General features: G+C 71.7%; 3 protein-coding genes. All 3 read right to left on the bottom strand.

What is annotated here, in order from left to right; genetic code table 11:
• Nucleotides 1-41: 41 nt before the first annotated feature.
• On the bottom strand, nucleotides 42-824 hold the full coding sequence (locus AB0H76_RS10315) for an ABC transporter permease (protein WP_357320576.1): 783 nt from the start codon (nucleotides 822-824) through the stop codon (nucleotides 42-44).
• A 101-nt stretch (nucleotides 825-925) separates the two neighbouring features.
• On the bottom strand, nucleotides 926-1,921 hold the full coding sequence (locus tag AB0H76_RS10310) for an ATP-binding cassette domain-containing protein (protein ID WP_357320168.1): 996 nt from the start codon (nucleotides 1,919-1,921) through the stop codon (nucleotides 926-928).
• Nucleotides 1,922-2,093: 172 nt separating this feature from the next.
• Nucleotides 2,094-15,842, bottom strand: coding sequence for an amino acid adenylation domain-containing protein (locus AB0H76_RS10305; protein ID WP_357320166.1), 13,749 nt, complete (start codon nucleotides 15,840-15,842; stop codon nucleotides 2,094-2,096).
• Nucleotides 15,843-16,047 lie beyond the last annotated feature (205 nt).

Here is a 16,047-nt window from a genome sequence, read left to right as displayed (position 1 = left end):
GCTTCCCCTGGGGAAGCGGCCTTTCGCGTATCCGGACCGGCTCAGTGGCTGGCGACCTTGCGGTAGCGCAGCAGCGCCAGCGGGGCGGCGACGAGCAGGATCGCGACCGAGCACATGATGGCGTACTCGACGCAGTGCTCGGCGGCCCAGCCGGTGGCCGGGGTGAAACTCGGCGGCGCGCCGTTCTCGAAGAGCTTGCGCCCGGCGGCCGCGACCGCGGTGATCGGATTCCAGGCCGCGATGGTGCGCAGCGGGCCGGGCAGCGTCTCCGCGGAGATGAACGCCGAGGACACGAAGCTGAGCGGGAACAGCCAGATCAGGCCGGCGCTCTGGGCGACCTCGACGTTCGGCGAGAGCAGGCCGGTCAGCGCGCCCACCCAGGACATGGCGAAGGCGAAGAGCAGGATCACGCCGAAGGCCAGCGCGGCGTCGGCGATGCCGCCGTTGATGCGCCAGCCCACCACGTAACCGCAGCCGGCCATCACGGCCACGCTCAGCACGTTGACCACCAGATCCGACAGCGTCCGGCCCATCAGCACGGCCATCCGCGACATCGGCAGCGTGCGCATCCGGTCGATGATGCCCTTCTGCAAGTCGCCTGCCAGGCCCACCGTGGTGAAGGCCGCGTTGAACGCGACGGTCTGGGCGAAGATGCCGGCGAGCAGGAACTCGCGGTACTGCCCGCCGCCGAGCGAGGCGCCGAAGATGTAGGCGAACAGGAACACGAACATCAGCGGCTGGACGGTGGCGGTCACCAGCAGCGTCGGCACCCGCAGGATGGTCAGCAGGTTCCGGTACGCGACGATCGCGCTGTCCCGGAACAGCCGCAGCGGCGGATCGCTGAACTGCGGCGACACCGCCGGCTTGTCGGGCTTGGGCGGGGTGTCCGGATCCATCTCCGGACCGCGGAGTACAGCACCGGCGGTCACGACATGACCTCCTCTTCTACATCGTCGGTTTCGTTCGCCGGGTCCGGCTCGGGCTTTGCCATGGTTCCGGTCAGGGACAGGAACACGTCGTCCAGGCTGGGGCGGTGCACGCTCGCGTCGAGCACGCACACTCCGGCGTCGTCCAGGCGGCGCAGCGCCTCGACCATGGTCCGGGTGCCGTCACTGACCACCACCGACGCCTCTTCGGTGCCGGCCTCGTGGCTGGGTTCGCCGATGCCGACCTGGGCCAGCACCGCGAGCGCGGGCTTCATCTCCTGGCCGGCGGCCAGGGTGACGGTGAGCCGGTCGCCACCGATGGAGGCTTTCAGCTCGTCGGCCGAGCCGCGCGCGATGACCCGCCCGCGGTCGATGACGGTGATCCGATCCGCGAGCAGATCGGCTTCCTCCAGGTACTGGGTGGTGAGCAGCACGGTGGTGCCGTCGTCGACCAGATCGCCGATGACGCGCCACATGTCCAGGCGGCCACGGGGATCCAGGCCGGTGGTGGGTTCGTCGAGCACGACCACGGCGGGCCGGGCCACCAGCGCGCCGGCCAGGTCGAGGCGGCGGGCCATGCCGCCGGAGTAGGTGCCCGCGCGCCGATGCGCGGCGTGGTCCAGGCCCAGCGCGTCGAGCAGTTCGGCGGCCCGGGCGGCGGACTGGCGCGGGGACATGCCGTAGAGGCGGGCCACCATGCGCAGGTTCTCGTACCCGGACAGGTTCGCGTCGACCGCGGCGTACTGGCCCGACAGGCCGATGCGGTGGCGCGCCCCGGCCGGGTCGCGCAGCACGTCCACCCCGGCCACCCGCACCGATCCGGCGTCGGGCCGCAGCAGCGTGGTGACGATGCGCACGGTCGTGGTCTTGCCCGCGCCGTTGGGCCCGAGCAACCCCATCACGGTGCCCGACGGGATCTGCAGGTCGATATTGTCGAGCACCCGGAACTTGCCGTAGGTCTTGACCAGACCCTGCACTTCCACGGCCAGACTCATGAGACTCCTCCCCGCAGGCGCGGCGTGAGCCGGCTCTGCGAGATCTTCGTGGCCAGCAGGGCGTTCAACTCGGTTAGGACGTACAGGCCGGTCTCCGTTGTGTTCTCACTCGTGTCCGAACGCACGGCACCATGTGCCGGTGCGTCCGCGGTCACCCCGCTGCCCTCACTCACTAGACGGTCTCCTTCTGTTCGGTGCGACGTGACGTGAATTCCAGATGCCGGTGCAGGACCGGGCCGATCGATGCGAGCGATTCCGGCGTGGTCATCGCCGAGTGCCGGCACGGCAACCGGTGGTCGTGAATTTCGCCGGTGACGAACGGTTCCCAGGCCGCCGCGCGGCGGTCCGGGTCGGCGCGGTTGATCTCGTCGGCGGCGGCGCTGAAGAACACCAGGTCGCCGTCGAAGGTGCGGGGCCGGAAGCCGTGGGCCAGCACCGTGCCGTTGGCGTAGCCCGCGTACAACCGCTCCAGGTGGTCCACGGTCAGCGCCGCGAACGGGCCCGGCCGCGAACGCAGCAGCTCGGCCGCGTCGCGCAGGGTCATCGCCGGATCCAGTTCGGCCGCGACGTCGCCGAGGCTGTCGCTGCCGAACTCCTCGATGATCTCCGAGACGCTCGGGATCGCGTGTTCCAGCCAGGCGTCGGAGAGCCGGTAGCTGTCCATCATCGACAGCAACTCGACCCGCTCGCCCGCCTCCTGCAACTGCACCGCGATCTCGTGCGCGATCAGCCCGCCCAGCGACCACCCGAGCAGGTGGTACGGCCCGGACGGCTGGACCGACTTGATCTGGGCCACATAGTGTTCCGCGGCCCGCGCGATCGAGTCGAAGCCGTCCTGGCCGGCCACGTGCGGCGCCTGCAGACCGTACACCGGGCGGTCCGGCGACAGGTGCGCCAGCAGCCCGGAGTAGCACCAGGACAACCCGATCGCCGGGTGCACGCAGAACAGCGGGGCCGGACCGGCGGCCGAGACCACCGGCCGGATCGGGAGCACCGGAGCCAGCGCCGCCGCCATGGCCGCGTCGGCGCCGCCGCCGGTTTCCAGCCGGGCCGCGATGGCCGCCGGGGTGGCCGCGCCGAACATCAGCTGCACCGGCATGTCGATGCCGTTGCCGCGCAGCTGCGCGACGACCTTCGTGGCCAGCAGCGAATTGCCGCCGAGCTCGAAGAATCCGTCGTCGGCGCCCACCGTCTCGGTGCCGAGCACGGCCGCGAAGGCCGCGCACAGCGCCGACTCCATCGGGGTGGCCGGCGCGCGGTAGCCGACGGCGGCGGTGAACACCGGTTCCGGCAGCGCCTTGCGATCCAGCTTGCCCACGGGGCTGAGCGGGACCCGGTCGATCAGCATGATCGATTGCGGGACCATGTAATTCGGCACCTGGCCGGACACGTGCCGCAGCAGGTCGGCCACGGTGGGCACGGCGCCCGCGCGCGGCTTCACATACGAGACCAGCGCGGTGACGCCGGCCGGGGTGCGATGGCCGATCGTGGTCGCGAACTCCACCGCCGGGTGCCGGGTCAGCGCGGCGTCGATCTCGCCGAGTTCGATCCGGAAGCCGCGGATCTTGACCTGGTGGTCGCTGCGGCCGACGTACTCGATCGCCCGCGGGGCGACGGTGCGCTGCCCGGTCCCCCGCTCGGCGTCGCCGCCGAACCAGCGCACCAGGTCACCGGTGCGGTACATGCGTTCGCCGGGTTTGCCGTACGGGTTCGCGATGAACCGCTGCGCGGTCAGGCCGGGCCGGTTCAGGTAGCCGCGGGCCAGCGCGTTGCCGGCCAGCTGCAATTCGCCGGTGACGCCGACCGGCGCCGGGTGCAGGCGGGCGTCCAGGATGGTGGCGCCGACACCGCGGATCGGGCCGCCGATGGTGATCGGCCCGCTCGGCACCATGGGCGCGGAGATGACCGTGACGATGGTGGTCTCGGTCGGCCCGTACACGTTGTAGAGGTTGCGGCCGGGCGCCCAGCGGGTGACCAGGTCCGGCGGCAGCGCCTCGCCGCCGACCAGCACGTGCGCCAGGTCGATGACCCCGGCCGGGTCGACCGTGCCGAGTGCGGAGGTGGTGATGAAGGCGTGCGTGATCCGCTCCTCGATGAACACCTCCCGCAGGTCGGCGCCGCCGACCACGCCGGGCGGGGTGATCACCAGGGTGGCCGCGCCGCCCAGGGCCAGCAGCAGGTCCAGCATCGCGGCGTCGAAGCTCGGCGTCGCGAAGTGCAGCACCCGGCTGCCGGGCCGGACGTCGAAGCGCTCGGCGGTCTCGTCGGCGAAGTTGGACAGGCCGCCGTGCGTGACCACCACACCCTTGGGCGTGCCGGTCGAACCCGAGGTGTAGATGACATAGGCCGGGTTGTCCACGCGCAGCGGCACCTCGCGCTCCGCCTCGAGGATCGGCTCGTCCGAGGCGGCGAGCACCTCGGCGCGCAGCGCCGGGTCGTCCAGGGTCAGCCAGCTGGTCACGGCCGCGGCGCCACGCAGTTCCTCGTGGTACTCGCCCAGCGTGACGCCCAGGCGCGCACCGGAATCGGTGAGCATGTGGGCGATGCGCTGCGGCGGGTACAGCGGGTCGACCGGCACGAATGCCGCGCCGGCCTTGGCCACCGCGAGCATCGAGGCCACCGACTCCACCGAGCGCGGAATGCCCAGGGCCACCAGGGTTTCCGGCCCGACACCGCACTGCATCAGAACCCGGGCCAGCTTGTTGGTCCAGCGGTCCAGCGCGTCGTAGCTGACCTGGGTGTCGCCCGAGCGCAACGCGATCGCGTCGCGGTCGACCGCGGCGGCCGCGGCGAACACCTCCGGGAAGGTGACCGGACGGTCCGGCTCGGCCCCGCGCACCGGGGCCAGCCCGGTCCACTCGGCCTGGTCCAGGATCTCCAGATCCCCGACCGGGGCGGTCGGGTTGGCGGCGACGGCCGACAGCAACCGGGTCAGGCGCTTGCCCAGCCGCAGCGCGGTCTGCTCGTCGAACAGATCGCTCGCGTAGTTCACCGACAACGTGATGCCGTCGGGTTGCTTTGCCGCCGTCTGGCTTTCGGTCAGCGTGAACTGCAGGTCGAACTTGGCGATGCCGGCGTCGGCGTCCTCGGCCGTGATCCGCAGCCCGGGCAGCTCGAGCACCCGGACCGGGTGGTTCTGCACCGAGAGCATCACCTGGAACAGCGGATGGTGCGCCTGCGACCGCGCCGGGTTGAGCACCTCGACGAGGCGCTCGAACGGCAGGTCGGCGTGGGCGAACGCGTCCAGGTCGGCGTCGCGCACCCGGTGCAGCAGGTCGGTGAAACCGGCCGCCGGGTCGACCTCGGCGCGCAGCACCAGCGTGTTGACGAACATGCCGATCATCCGGTCCAGCGCGGGGTGTCCGCGCCCGGCGATCGGGGTGCCGACGGTGATGTCGCCGGTGCCCGTCATCCGGTGCAGCAGCACCGCGAGCGCGGTGTGCAGCACCATGAACATGCTGGCGTTGTTGCTGCCCGCGATGGCGTGCAGCTCGCGGTGGGTGAACGCGTCGATCGGGCATTCCACCAGGCCGCCGCGGTAGGACGGCACCGGCGGGCGGGGCCGATCGGCGGGCACGCTGAGCAGTTCGGGGATCCCTTGCAGCCGCTCGCGCCAGTAGGTCAGCTGACTGCTGGCCACCGAGCCCGGGTCGTCCTCGGTGCCGAGCACCTCGCGCTGCCACAGCGTGTAATCCGCGTACTGCACCTCCGGTTCGGGCCAGCCGAACTCCGCGCCCGTGCAGGCCGCCCGGTAGGCCAGGGCGACCTCGGCGGCCAGCGGTTCCAGCGACCAGCCGTCCATCGCGATGTGGTGCACGACGAGCACGAGCACGTTCTCGGCGGACGCGGACGGCGTCAGCGGGCCGTCCAGCTCGGGCTGATCGGAGACGGTGATCAGCGCGGCGCGCAGCGGCACCTGATCGCCGAGGTCGAAGCCCGGTGCGGCGAAACTGCGTACCGCGTCGGCGATCTCGCCCGGTGTCACCGTGGCGACGAACAGGGTCGTCGCCGCCTCGGCCGGGTCGAGCACCAGTTGCTCGGGCATCCCGTCGACCTCCGGGAAGACGGTGCGCAGCGTCTCGTGCCGGCGCTGCACCTCGTGCAGTGCCCGCACCAGCGCGTCCACGTCGAGCCGGCCGGAGAGCCGCAGCACGACGGGGATGTTGTAGGCGCCGGCCGAGCTGCCGGATTCCGCGCCGACCTCGTTGAACCGGTTGAGGAACCACAGCCGCTGCTGAGCGGCCGAGAGCGGGATGTGGTGCGGGCGTTCGCGGCGCACCAGCTCGGGCCGGGCGGTGTCGTCGCCGGAACCCGCGTCCAGCAGCGCGGCCAGTTCGGCGACGGTCGGCGCGGCGAACACGCTGCGCACCGCGAGCCGGGCCGCGCCGGCGGCGGCCAGCCGGGCCACCAATTGCGTGGCCAGCAGCGAGTTTCCGCCGATCTCGAAGAAGCTGTCGTCGGCCGAGACGGTCTCGGCGCCCAGCAGCTCGCCCATCACGCGAGCGACCAGCTTCTCCGTGTCGGTCTCCGGGACCCGGGCGGCCGCGCTCGCGCTGAACTGCGGTTCGGGCAGCGCGGCGGTGTCGAGCTTGCCGACCGGGGTCAGCGGAACCTCGGTCAGCACCGTGATCGCCGCCGGAACCATGTGCGCCGGAAGCAGTTCGGCGACGTGCGCGCGCACCGCCTCGACGTCGACGCCGGACGCGCCGGCGGGCTGGACGAAGGAGACGATCCGGTCCATGCCCGCGACGCGGCGCACCTCGGTGTGCGCGTAGCGCACGCTCGGATGCCCGGTCAGCGCGTTGGTGATCTCGCCGAGTTCGATGCGGAAACCGCGCACCTTCACCTGGTGATCGCTGCGGCCCAGGTAGACGAGCTCGCCCGCCTTGTCCCAGCGCACCACGTCACCGGTGCGGTACATCCGCGCACCGGCGGGGCCGTGCGGGTCGGCCAGGAAGCGCGCGGCGCTCAACCCGGGACGATCGAAATAACCACGCGCCACGCCGAGTCCGCCGACATACAGATCGCCGGGGACCCCCGCGGGCACCGGGCGCATCCGCTCGTCGAGCACGACCACGCGGGCGCCGCGCACCGGAACGCCGATGGTGACCGGCGCACCCGCGGTGAGCGGGCCGGCCACGGTGACGACCACCGTGGTCTCGGTCGGCCCGTACCCGTTGAACAGGGCCCGGCCCGGCGCCCAGCGGGCCACCAGGTTCGGGTCGAGCGCCTCGCCGCCGACGCAGATCGCGCGCAGGTCGGGCAGCGTGAAGCGGTCCGGGTCCAGGGTGGCCAGCGCGGCCGGGGTGAGGAAGGTGTGGCTGACGCGCTCGCGTTCCATCAGCGTGGCGAGTTCGTCGCCGCCGTAGACCTCGGGCGGGCAGATGACCAGTGCCGCACCGGATCCCCAGGCCAGCAGGACGTCGAACAGGGCGGCGTCGAAGCTGGGCGTGGAGAAGTGGAACACCCGCGAGTCGCGGTCCACCCGCATCCGGTCGCGCAGTTCGTCGGCGAAGTTGGACATGCCGGCGTGCGTGACGGCCACGCCCTTGGGCTTGCCGGTCGAGCCGGAGGTGTAGATCAGGTAGGCGAGGTCGGAGATCTGGGTGCCGCGGGTGCGCTCCCAGTCGTCGATCAGGTCGTCGTCGTGCTCGGCCAGTTCGGCGACCAGGTCCTCGTCGTCGAGCAGCAGCCAGTCGGTGGCCGCGTCCCCGTCCTGCGGGTCGCCGGCGGCGCGCAGCCGGTCGGCGTGCGCCGCCAGCGTGATGCCGGTCCAGCAGCCGGAGTCGGTGAGCATGTGCCGGACCCGGTCGGCCGGGTACTTCGGATCGATCGGCACGAACGCCGCGCCGGCCTTGGTGACTGCCAGCACCGCGACCACCGATTCGATGGAGCGGGTCAGGCCGAGCGCGACCCGGTCGCCGGGGCCGATGCCGCGTTCGATGAGGGCGCGCGCCAGCCGGTTGGAGACCCGGTCGGTCTCGGCGTAGGTGAGGGTGATCGGCTCGGCGGCCGGGTCGGGACGCGAGCTGAGCGCCATCCGGTCCGGGTGGATGTGCGCGGTCGCGGTGAAGCAGGCGGCGAGCGTGCACGGCGGGTTGGGCGGCGAGCCGACGGCCGGGGTCAGCAGCCGTCGCTCGGTGTCGTCGCGGACGTCGATATCGCGGATCAGCACCCGCGGGTCGGCGGTGACCGCGGCCAGCACCCGGACCATCCGGTCGGCCAGGGCCTGGATCGTCGTGGCGTCGAAAAGCTCGGCGGCGTAGACGAATTCGAAGGCCTGGCCGGGCTGGCCGGGGCCGTCGCAGGCGATGGTGGCGACCCGCAGCTCGAGATCGAACTTGGCCAGCGCGATGTCCAGTTCGTCCGCGCGCAGCGCCAGGTCCGGCAGCTCCAGGCTGGGCACGGGGCCCTCCTGCACGGTCAGCGCGACCTGGAACAGCGGCGGCCGGTTGGTGGCGCGCACCTTCTTGCCGAGCTCCTCCACGACCCGCTCGAACGGGATGTCGGAGTGCTCCATGGCGGCCAGTTCGGTGTCGCGGTCGGCGCGCAGCAGCGCGGCGAACGTCGCGTCCGGATCGACATCGGAGCGCAGCACCAGCGTGTTGACGAACATGCCGACGAGTTCGTCGAGCTTGGCGTCGGTGCGGCCCGCAATCGGGGTGCCGATCACGATGTCGCGACCGCCGGTGACGCCGCGCAGCAGCACGGCCAGCGCGGAGCGCAGCACCATGAACAGGCTGATGCCCTGCTCGCGGGCGAGCGCGGCGAGGGCCTGCTGCATCGTCTCGGGCACCGTGAACACGACCTTGCCCGCCTCGTGACCGGGTGTCGCGGGGCGTTGACGGTCGTAGGGCAGCGGCAGTTCCTCGGGGATACCGGCCAGGGTGGTGCGCCAGTACTCGAGCTGGCGGCCCGCCAGGCTCTCCGGGTCGCTCTCGTCGCCGAGCACGGCGCGCTGCCACAGCCCGAAATCGGAGTACTGCACCGGCAGCGGCTGCCACGCCGGCTGCGTGCCGGCGTGCCGGGCCACGTAGGCGGCGGCCAGATCCCGGGTCAGCGGGCCCAGCGACCAGCCGTCCGCCGCGATGTGATGCAGCGCGATACCGAGCAGGTGCTGCTCGGAGGTGGTGCGCAGCAGCGTGATTCGCAGCGGCGTCTCGTTGGTGAGATCGAATCCGTTGCGCGCCATCGCCCGCAATGCCCGCTCGGCGCCCGCGGCGTCGGTGTCGACCGGGGTCACCTCCGGCATCGCGGCGGCGGTGGGCAGCACCCGTTGCAGCGGGCCCTGGCCGTCCTCCGGGAAGAGCGTGCGCAGCACTTCGTGCCGCTCCACCAGGTCGGTGAGCGCGGTCCGCAGGGCGGGCACGTCCAGATCGCCGTCGATCCGTATGACGAATGCGATGTTGTAGGCGCTGGATTCGGGTGAGAATCGATTCAGGAACCAGAGTCGCTGCTGCGGCAGCGACAATGGAATGCGTTCCGGACGCGGTGTGTGCACAGCCAGCGCCAGTCGCTGCGTCCGGGGCGCTTCCGAAATCCGCTCGGCCACCCCGGCCACGGTCGGCGTCTCGAAGATCGCCCGCACCGGCAGGTCGACACCGAACTCCGCGTGCAGCGCCGCGGCCAGCCGGGTCGCCAGCAGCGAGTTGCCGCCGATGTCGAAGAAGCTGTCCTCGGCTCCGGTGACGGCGTGCCCGAGGATCTGCCCGAACACCTCCGCGACCCGCAACTCGCTGTCCCCGGCGAGTGCGCGCGAGCTGCCGAGCGCGGCGAAAACCGGCTCCGGCAACGCCTTTCGATCCAGCTTGCCGGCCTGGGTGACCGGTACCTCGTCCAGGACGATGACCGCGGCGGGCACCATGTAGCCGGGCAGCCGCTGCCGCGCGGTCTCGGCGACCTCGGCCCCGGTGACCGGTTGGGCGGCCGTCACGTAGGCGGCCAAGCGGGGCTGCCCGTACTCGTCGGTGTGCACGACCGTCAGCGCGAAGGTGACGCCCGGGTGGGCGCGCAGCACGTGGTCGATCTCGCTCAGTTCGATGCGGAAGCCACGGATCTTGATCTGGTCGTCGGCGCGACCGAGGAACCGGAGCAGCCCGGTGGCGTCGGCGACCACGAGATCGCCGGTGCGATACATGCGTTCGCCGCGCCGCCCGTGCGGGTTGGCCGGGAAACGCTGTGCGGTCAGGCCCAGGCGGCCCAGATAGCCGCGGGCCACGCCGGGCCCCGACAGATACAGCTCACCCGGGGTACCCGGCGGCACCGGGTGCAGCCGGCCGTCGAGCACGAACAACCGCATGCCGCGCACCGGAAGACCCAGCGGCACCGGCTGATTCGCGCGCATCGCCGCCGAGGCGGTGGCGGCGACGGTGGCCTCGGACGGGCCGTACATGTTGTGGATCCGGTGCCGCCGCGACCAGGTCGCGACGAGCTCGGTGGAGCAGGCCTCGCCGCCGACGATGACGGCGTCGAGGTCGCCGAGGTCCTCGTCGGGCACGGTCGCCAGGGCGGCCGGGGTGATGAAGGCGTGCGTGATCCGTTCCGTGCGCAGCAGATCGGCGAGTTCCGCGCCGCCGTACAGGCCGGCCGGGGCGACCACGATGGTGGCGCCCGCCGCGAAACCGAGCAGCAGCTCGAGCACCGAGGCGTCGAAGCTCGGCGAGGAGAAGTGCAGGGTGCGCGCGGTGTCGGTGACGCCGAACAGGTGCATCTGCTCGTGCGCCAGCGAGGCCAGACCGGCGTGGGTGACCACGACGGCCTTCGGCTTGCCGGTCGACCCGGAGGTGTAGATCAGGTAGGCGGGATGGGAGATCCGCAGCGGGTGGTGCCGTTCGGCGTCGGTGATCGGATCGGTGGTGTGGCGCGCGGATTCCGCGACGAGCGCGTCGGAACCGAGCACCAGCCAGTCCACCGACTGCTTGCGGTGCTTGCCCTTGGCGGGCATCGCGGGCATGGTGGCCAGGCTCTCGGCCACGGTCAGCCCGAGCATCGCGCCGGAATCGGCGATCATGTGCCCGATCCGCTCGGCCGGGTAGCCCGGATCGATCGGCACATAGGCCGCACCGGTTTTCGCGACGGCCCAGACCGCGGCGATGGAATCCAGCCCGCGCGGCAGCGCGATGGCGACCACGACCTCCGGGCCGGCGCCGTGCTCGATCAGCACGCGCGCCAGGCGATTGGACAGCTCGTCGAGTTCGCCGTAGGTGGTGTCGGTGCCCTGGTAGCGCACCGCGACCGCCTCGGGCAGGCGCTCGGCGATCTCGGTGAGCATCCGGGCCAGGGTGACCGACGGTTCGGCGGGCGAGCCGGCGATCGGCACCAGCTTGGCGGCCTCGCGACGATCCAGGATGTCGATGTCGCCGACCGGGAGCTCCGGCGTGGCGACCACGGCGTCGAGCACCGCGACGAACCGGCGCGCGAACGCGGTCACGGTGCGCTGATCGAACACGTCGGTGGCGTAACCGAATTCGGCCTTCAACGGGCCGTCACCCAGCCCGTCGCGCACCTCGAGTTGCAGGTCGAACTTGGCGATGCCCGCGTCCAGCGGCAGGATCTCGGCGCGCACCGGGGCGCCGTCGATGCCGGGCAGTTCGACGCGCAGTTCGGGGGCGCGATCGTAGGACAGCATCACCTGGAACAGCGGGTGCCGCGAGGCCGTGCGGTCCGGGTTGACCACCTCGACCAGCCGCTCGAACGGCACGTCGGCGTTGGCGAACGCGTTCAGGTCGGTTTCGCGGACCAGGTCCAGCATGCGGTCGAAGCCCGCGGCGGGGTCGACCTCGGTGCGCAGCACCAGTGTGTTGACGAACATGCCGACCAGGTCGTCCAGCGCCGGATCGGAGCGGCCCGCGATCGGCGTGCCGATCGCGATGTCGCCGGTGCCGCACAGCCGGGCCAGCAGGGTCGCCAGCGCGGCGTGCAGCACCATGAACATGCTGACGCCCCGAGCGGCGGCGAGTTCGCTCGCGGCGCGGCGGGTTTCGGCCGAGATGGTGAACTCCACCCGGCTGCCGCCGGTGCCGCGGCGCAGCGGGCGCGGGCGATCCAGCGGCAGGTCGAGCTGATCGGGCAGGCCCGCCAGCGTGCTGCGCCAGAAGCCGAGCTGCCGGCTCAGCGCGCTGGTCTCGTCGTCCTCGTCGCCGAGCAGCTCGCGCTGCCACAGCGCGAAGTCGGCGTACTGCACCGGCAGCGGCGACCAGGTGGGCGCGGTGCCGTGGGCCCGGGCCGCGACCGCGGACATCAGGTCGCGCGCCAGCGGCGCCACCGACCAGCCGTCACCGCAGATGTGGTGCAGCACGAGCAGGAACACATGCGCGTCGGGACCGGTCGACCACAGCGCCACCCGGATCGGAGCCTGGCTGCGCAGATCGAAGCCGTAGCCGGCGAATTCGGCGGCCAGGCCAGCGACGTCGGCATCGGTGGCCTCGATCGGATCCAGCGTGAGCGGGATCTCCGAGGCCGGGTGCACCACCTGGTACGGCCCGTCGCCCGATTCGGGGAAGGTGCTGCGCAGGCTCTCGTGCCGCTGGATGACATCGATCAGGCCCGCGCGCAGCGCGTCCAGATCCAGCGGGCCGTCCACCCGCACCGCCAGCGACATGTTGTAGGCGGCGGCGTGCTCGGCGAACCGGTTCAGGATCCACAGCCGCTGCTGGGCCAGCGAGAGCGGGATCCGCTCCGGGCGCTGGGTGGCAACGAGTTTCGGCGTCGTGGCCGGGGTGTGGGTGGCGAAGCGGACGGTGAGCGCGGCGATGGACGCGGCCTCGAACAGGTCGCGGATGGTGAGCCCGGCGTCCAGGGCGGCATTGATCCGGGCCACGGCGCGGGCCGCGACCAGGGAGTTGCCGCCGAGGTCGAAGAAGTTGTCGGTGGTGCCGATGTCGGCGACGTCCAGCTCGAGCACCTCGGCGAAGATCGCGGCCAGGGTGCGTTCCACCTCGGTGCTCGGCGCGGCGCTGACGCGCTGCGGGCGCGCGGGGGCGGTGGGCGTGGGCAGGGCTTTGCGGTCGATCTTGCCGTTGGCGCTGAGCGGTAGTTCGTCGAGCACCACCAGCATCGCGGGCACCATGTAGCCGGGCAGGCTCTGACGCAGCGCGGTGAGCAGCTCGACGGTGTCGGCGGTGTGGCCGGGGGCCGCGACGACGTAGCCGACCAGCTCGTCACCGGTGCGCCCGGCCCGGGCCACGCAGACCGCGCGCGTCACCGACGGCTCGGCCAGCAGCGCGGACTCGATCTCACCGAGTTCGATGCGCAGGCCGCGGATCTTGACCTGGAAGTCGGTGCGGCCCAGGTAATCCAGCACACCCCGGGCGTCGTCGGCGGGCGCCGCGCCGTGGTCGGGGGCGACCTGCCAGCGCGCCAGATCGCCGGTGCGGTACATGCGCGCACCGGAGGTGAACGGATTGGCGACGAACCGATCGGCCGTCAGCCGCGGCTGGCCCAGGTAACCGCGGGCCAGCTGCACACCCGCCAGATACAGCTCACCGACCGCGCCCGGCGGCACCGGCCGCAGCTGGGCGTCGAGCACGTAGGTCTGGGTGTTCCAGACCGGGCTGCCGATCGGCACGCTCTCCGGAACGGCCGGGCACGGCCAGTAGGTGACGTCGACCGCGGCCTCGGTGGGGCCGTAGAGATTGTGTAATCCGGTGTGCGGCAACGCGGCCCGGAACGCCGCGACGGTGGCGGCGGGCAGCGCCTCGCCACTGCAGAACACGTAGCGCAGGCCGGTGCAGCCGCGCACGTCGGCGTCGGTGACGAACACCGACAGCATGGACGGCACGAAATGCGCGGTGGTGATGCGCTTGTCGACGATGAGCCGGGACAGGTAGACCGGGTCGCGGTGCCCGTCCGGCGCGGCGACGACCAGGCGCGCGCCGATCTGCAAGGGCCAGAAGAACTCCCACACCGACACGTCGAAAGTGGCGGGGGTCTTCTGCAAGACGGCGTCGGTGGCGTCCAGCGGATACTCGTGCTGCATCCAGCGCAGCCGGTTCACGATGGCACCGTGCGGGACGCCGACGCCCTTGGGCTTGCCGGTCGACCCGGAGGTGAAGATGACGTAGGCCAGGTCGTCGGCGCGCAGCGGCGCGAGCCGATCGGCGTCGGTGACCGGCGCGCCGTCGAACTCGGCCAGGTCGAGGGTGTCGATGGCCAGCACCGGCACGGATGCGGGCAGAGTGAGCCCGTCCCGCTCGGCGGTCAGCACGCACACCGGCCGGGCCTGCCGGGCGATCTCCTCGATCCGCTCGGCCGGATGCTCCGGATCCAGCGGGAGGTAGGCCGCGCCCGCCTTGACGATCGCGTACATGCCGACGACGAGGTCCAGGCCGCGGCGCTGGCACAGCCCGACCAGGGTGTCCGGGCCCGCGCCGCGGGCGATGAGCAGCCGGGCCAGGCGGTTGGCCCGGTCGTCGAACTCGGCGTAAGTCAGTGTCTCGTCATCGAATTCGAGCGCGACGCTGTCCGGGCACAGCCCGGCCTGGATGGCGAACAGCCCGGCCAGGGTGCCCTGCTGCACCGGCGCCTCGGTGGCGTTCCAGTCGTAGAGGACCAGATCGCGTTCGGCCTCGGTGATCGCCACGAGCGTCTCGGTGCGGGTGGCCGGTCCGGCCGCGAGGAAGCGGCCCAGGAAATCCAGGAAGCGGGCGTGCTGCGCGCCGTTCTCGGCCTCGGTGTACAGCCGCGGGTTGGCCTCGAAGTCGACGTGGATGCGGCCGCTTTCGCCGTTGTAGAGGTTGACCGACAGATCTTCCACCGGGCCGGTGGAGAGCACGTGCATCGAGCCGGGCAGGTCGCCGAACTTCAGCTCGTTGTGGAACAGCATGATGTTGACCATCGGGCCGAAGAAGCCACGCGAGTCCCGGGAGTAACCGCAGTCGCGGCGGATGTCGTCGTGCCGGTAGCGCTGGTGCCGCAGCGCGCCGGTGATCTGGAGTTCGGCGGCGCGGACCGCGTCGGCGATCGTCGTCTCGGCGCCGAAACGCAGGCGGATGGGGACCACGTTGGAGACCACACCCGCGGAGCGGCGCAGCGCGACGGTGGTGCGCGCGGAGACCGGAAGGCTCAGGACCACATCGGAATTCCCGGTGACCGAGCGCACGTAGCAGGCCAGCGCGGCGGCGAACAGGGTGGAGCTGTGCGTGCCGAAGGCGGCCATCGCGGCGTTCATCGCGGCATCGGTGCCGGCGTCGAGCTGCGCGGTGGCGGTGCGGCGGCCCACCTCGGTGCCCGTTCCGGCGCCGGCCGTGGACAGCGACACCGTGGCGCCCGCCCCCGCGAGCTGCTCGGTCCAGTAGTCGCGGTCGCTGCGGAAGCGGGTGGAATCGCGGTAGGTCTGCTCGTCGGCGTAGATGGTGGCCAGGGGGGTCGCGCGGGAGACGGCGGGCTCGGTCTGGTGCTCGAGAGCGGAGTAGATCTCGGCGGTGCGGGTGGTCGCGTTCATGGCGCCGTAGCCGTCGATCACGATGTGGTGGGCGCGCGCGTACCAGATGTAGTCGGCCTCGCCGACGCGCAGAATTACGTTGGTGGTCAACGTATCCCGCTCCAAGTCCATGGGCGAGGCCGCGTGCGCGTCCATCCAGCGCAGCGCGGCGGCCTTCGGATCGGCCTCGGCGCGCAGGTCGACGCGGGCCCAGCCGGGGCGGCGCTCCGGATCGATCAGCTGATGCGGGATGCCGTCGATCTCCAGCAGGCGCACCCGGCCGACCTCGGTCTCGGCACCGAACCGCTCGATCGCGTACAGCAGGCGGCCCTCGTCCAGATCACCGTGGATCTCGACATACTGGGCGATGGTGAGCGGCACTTCCGGACTGATCCGCTGCGCGTACCACAGGGCTGTCTGCGCGGGCGTCAGCGGAAAGGGTTGTGCCGAGAATTCGCCAGAAGAGCATTGGTCGACACGTTCGGTGGCCAATGACCTCATCAAATCACTCCGTTCTTCTGCCGCAGTAGAAACCAGCGTCGCCTCGGCGCCCCCGGAAGGGGTGACGGTCGGGCGACGGGTGGGCGCAGTTGACGCAACTCCCCGAGCACCACCACGACCCGCGCGCACGCGCCAGCCGTAGGACGTGATCCACGACCTATGATTCGGAGCATCAAGACCAACGGATGGTCGGCGATGTGGATTT

Source organism: Nocardia sp. NPDC050712 (assembly GCF_040654295.1).
Classification (GTDB): domain Bacteria; phylum Actinomycetota; class Actinomycetes; order Mycobacteriales; family Mycobacteriaceae; genus Nocardia.
The sequence above is the reverse complement of the archived record's forward strand: the minus strand, read 5'-3'. Positions and strand labels throughout refer to the sequence as shown.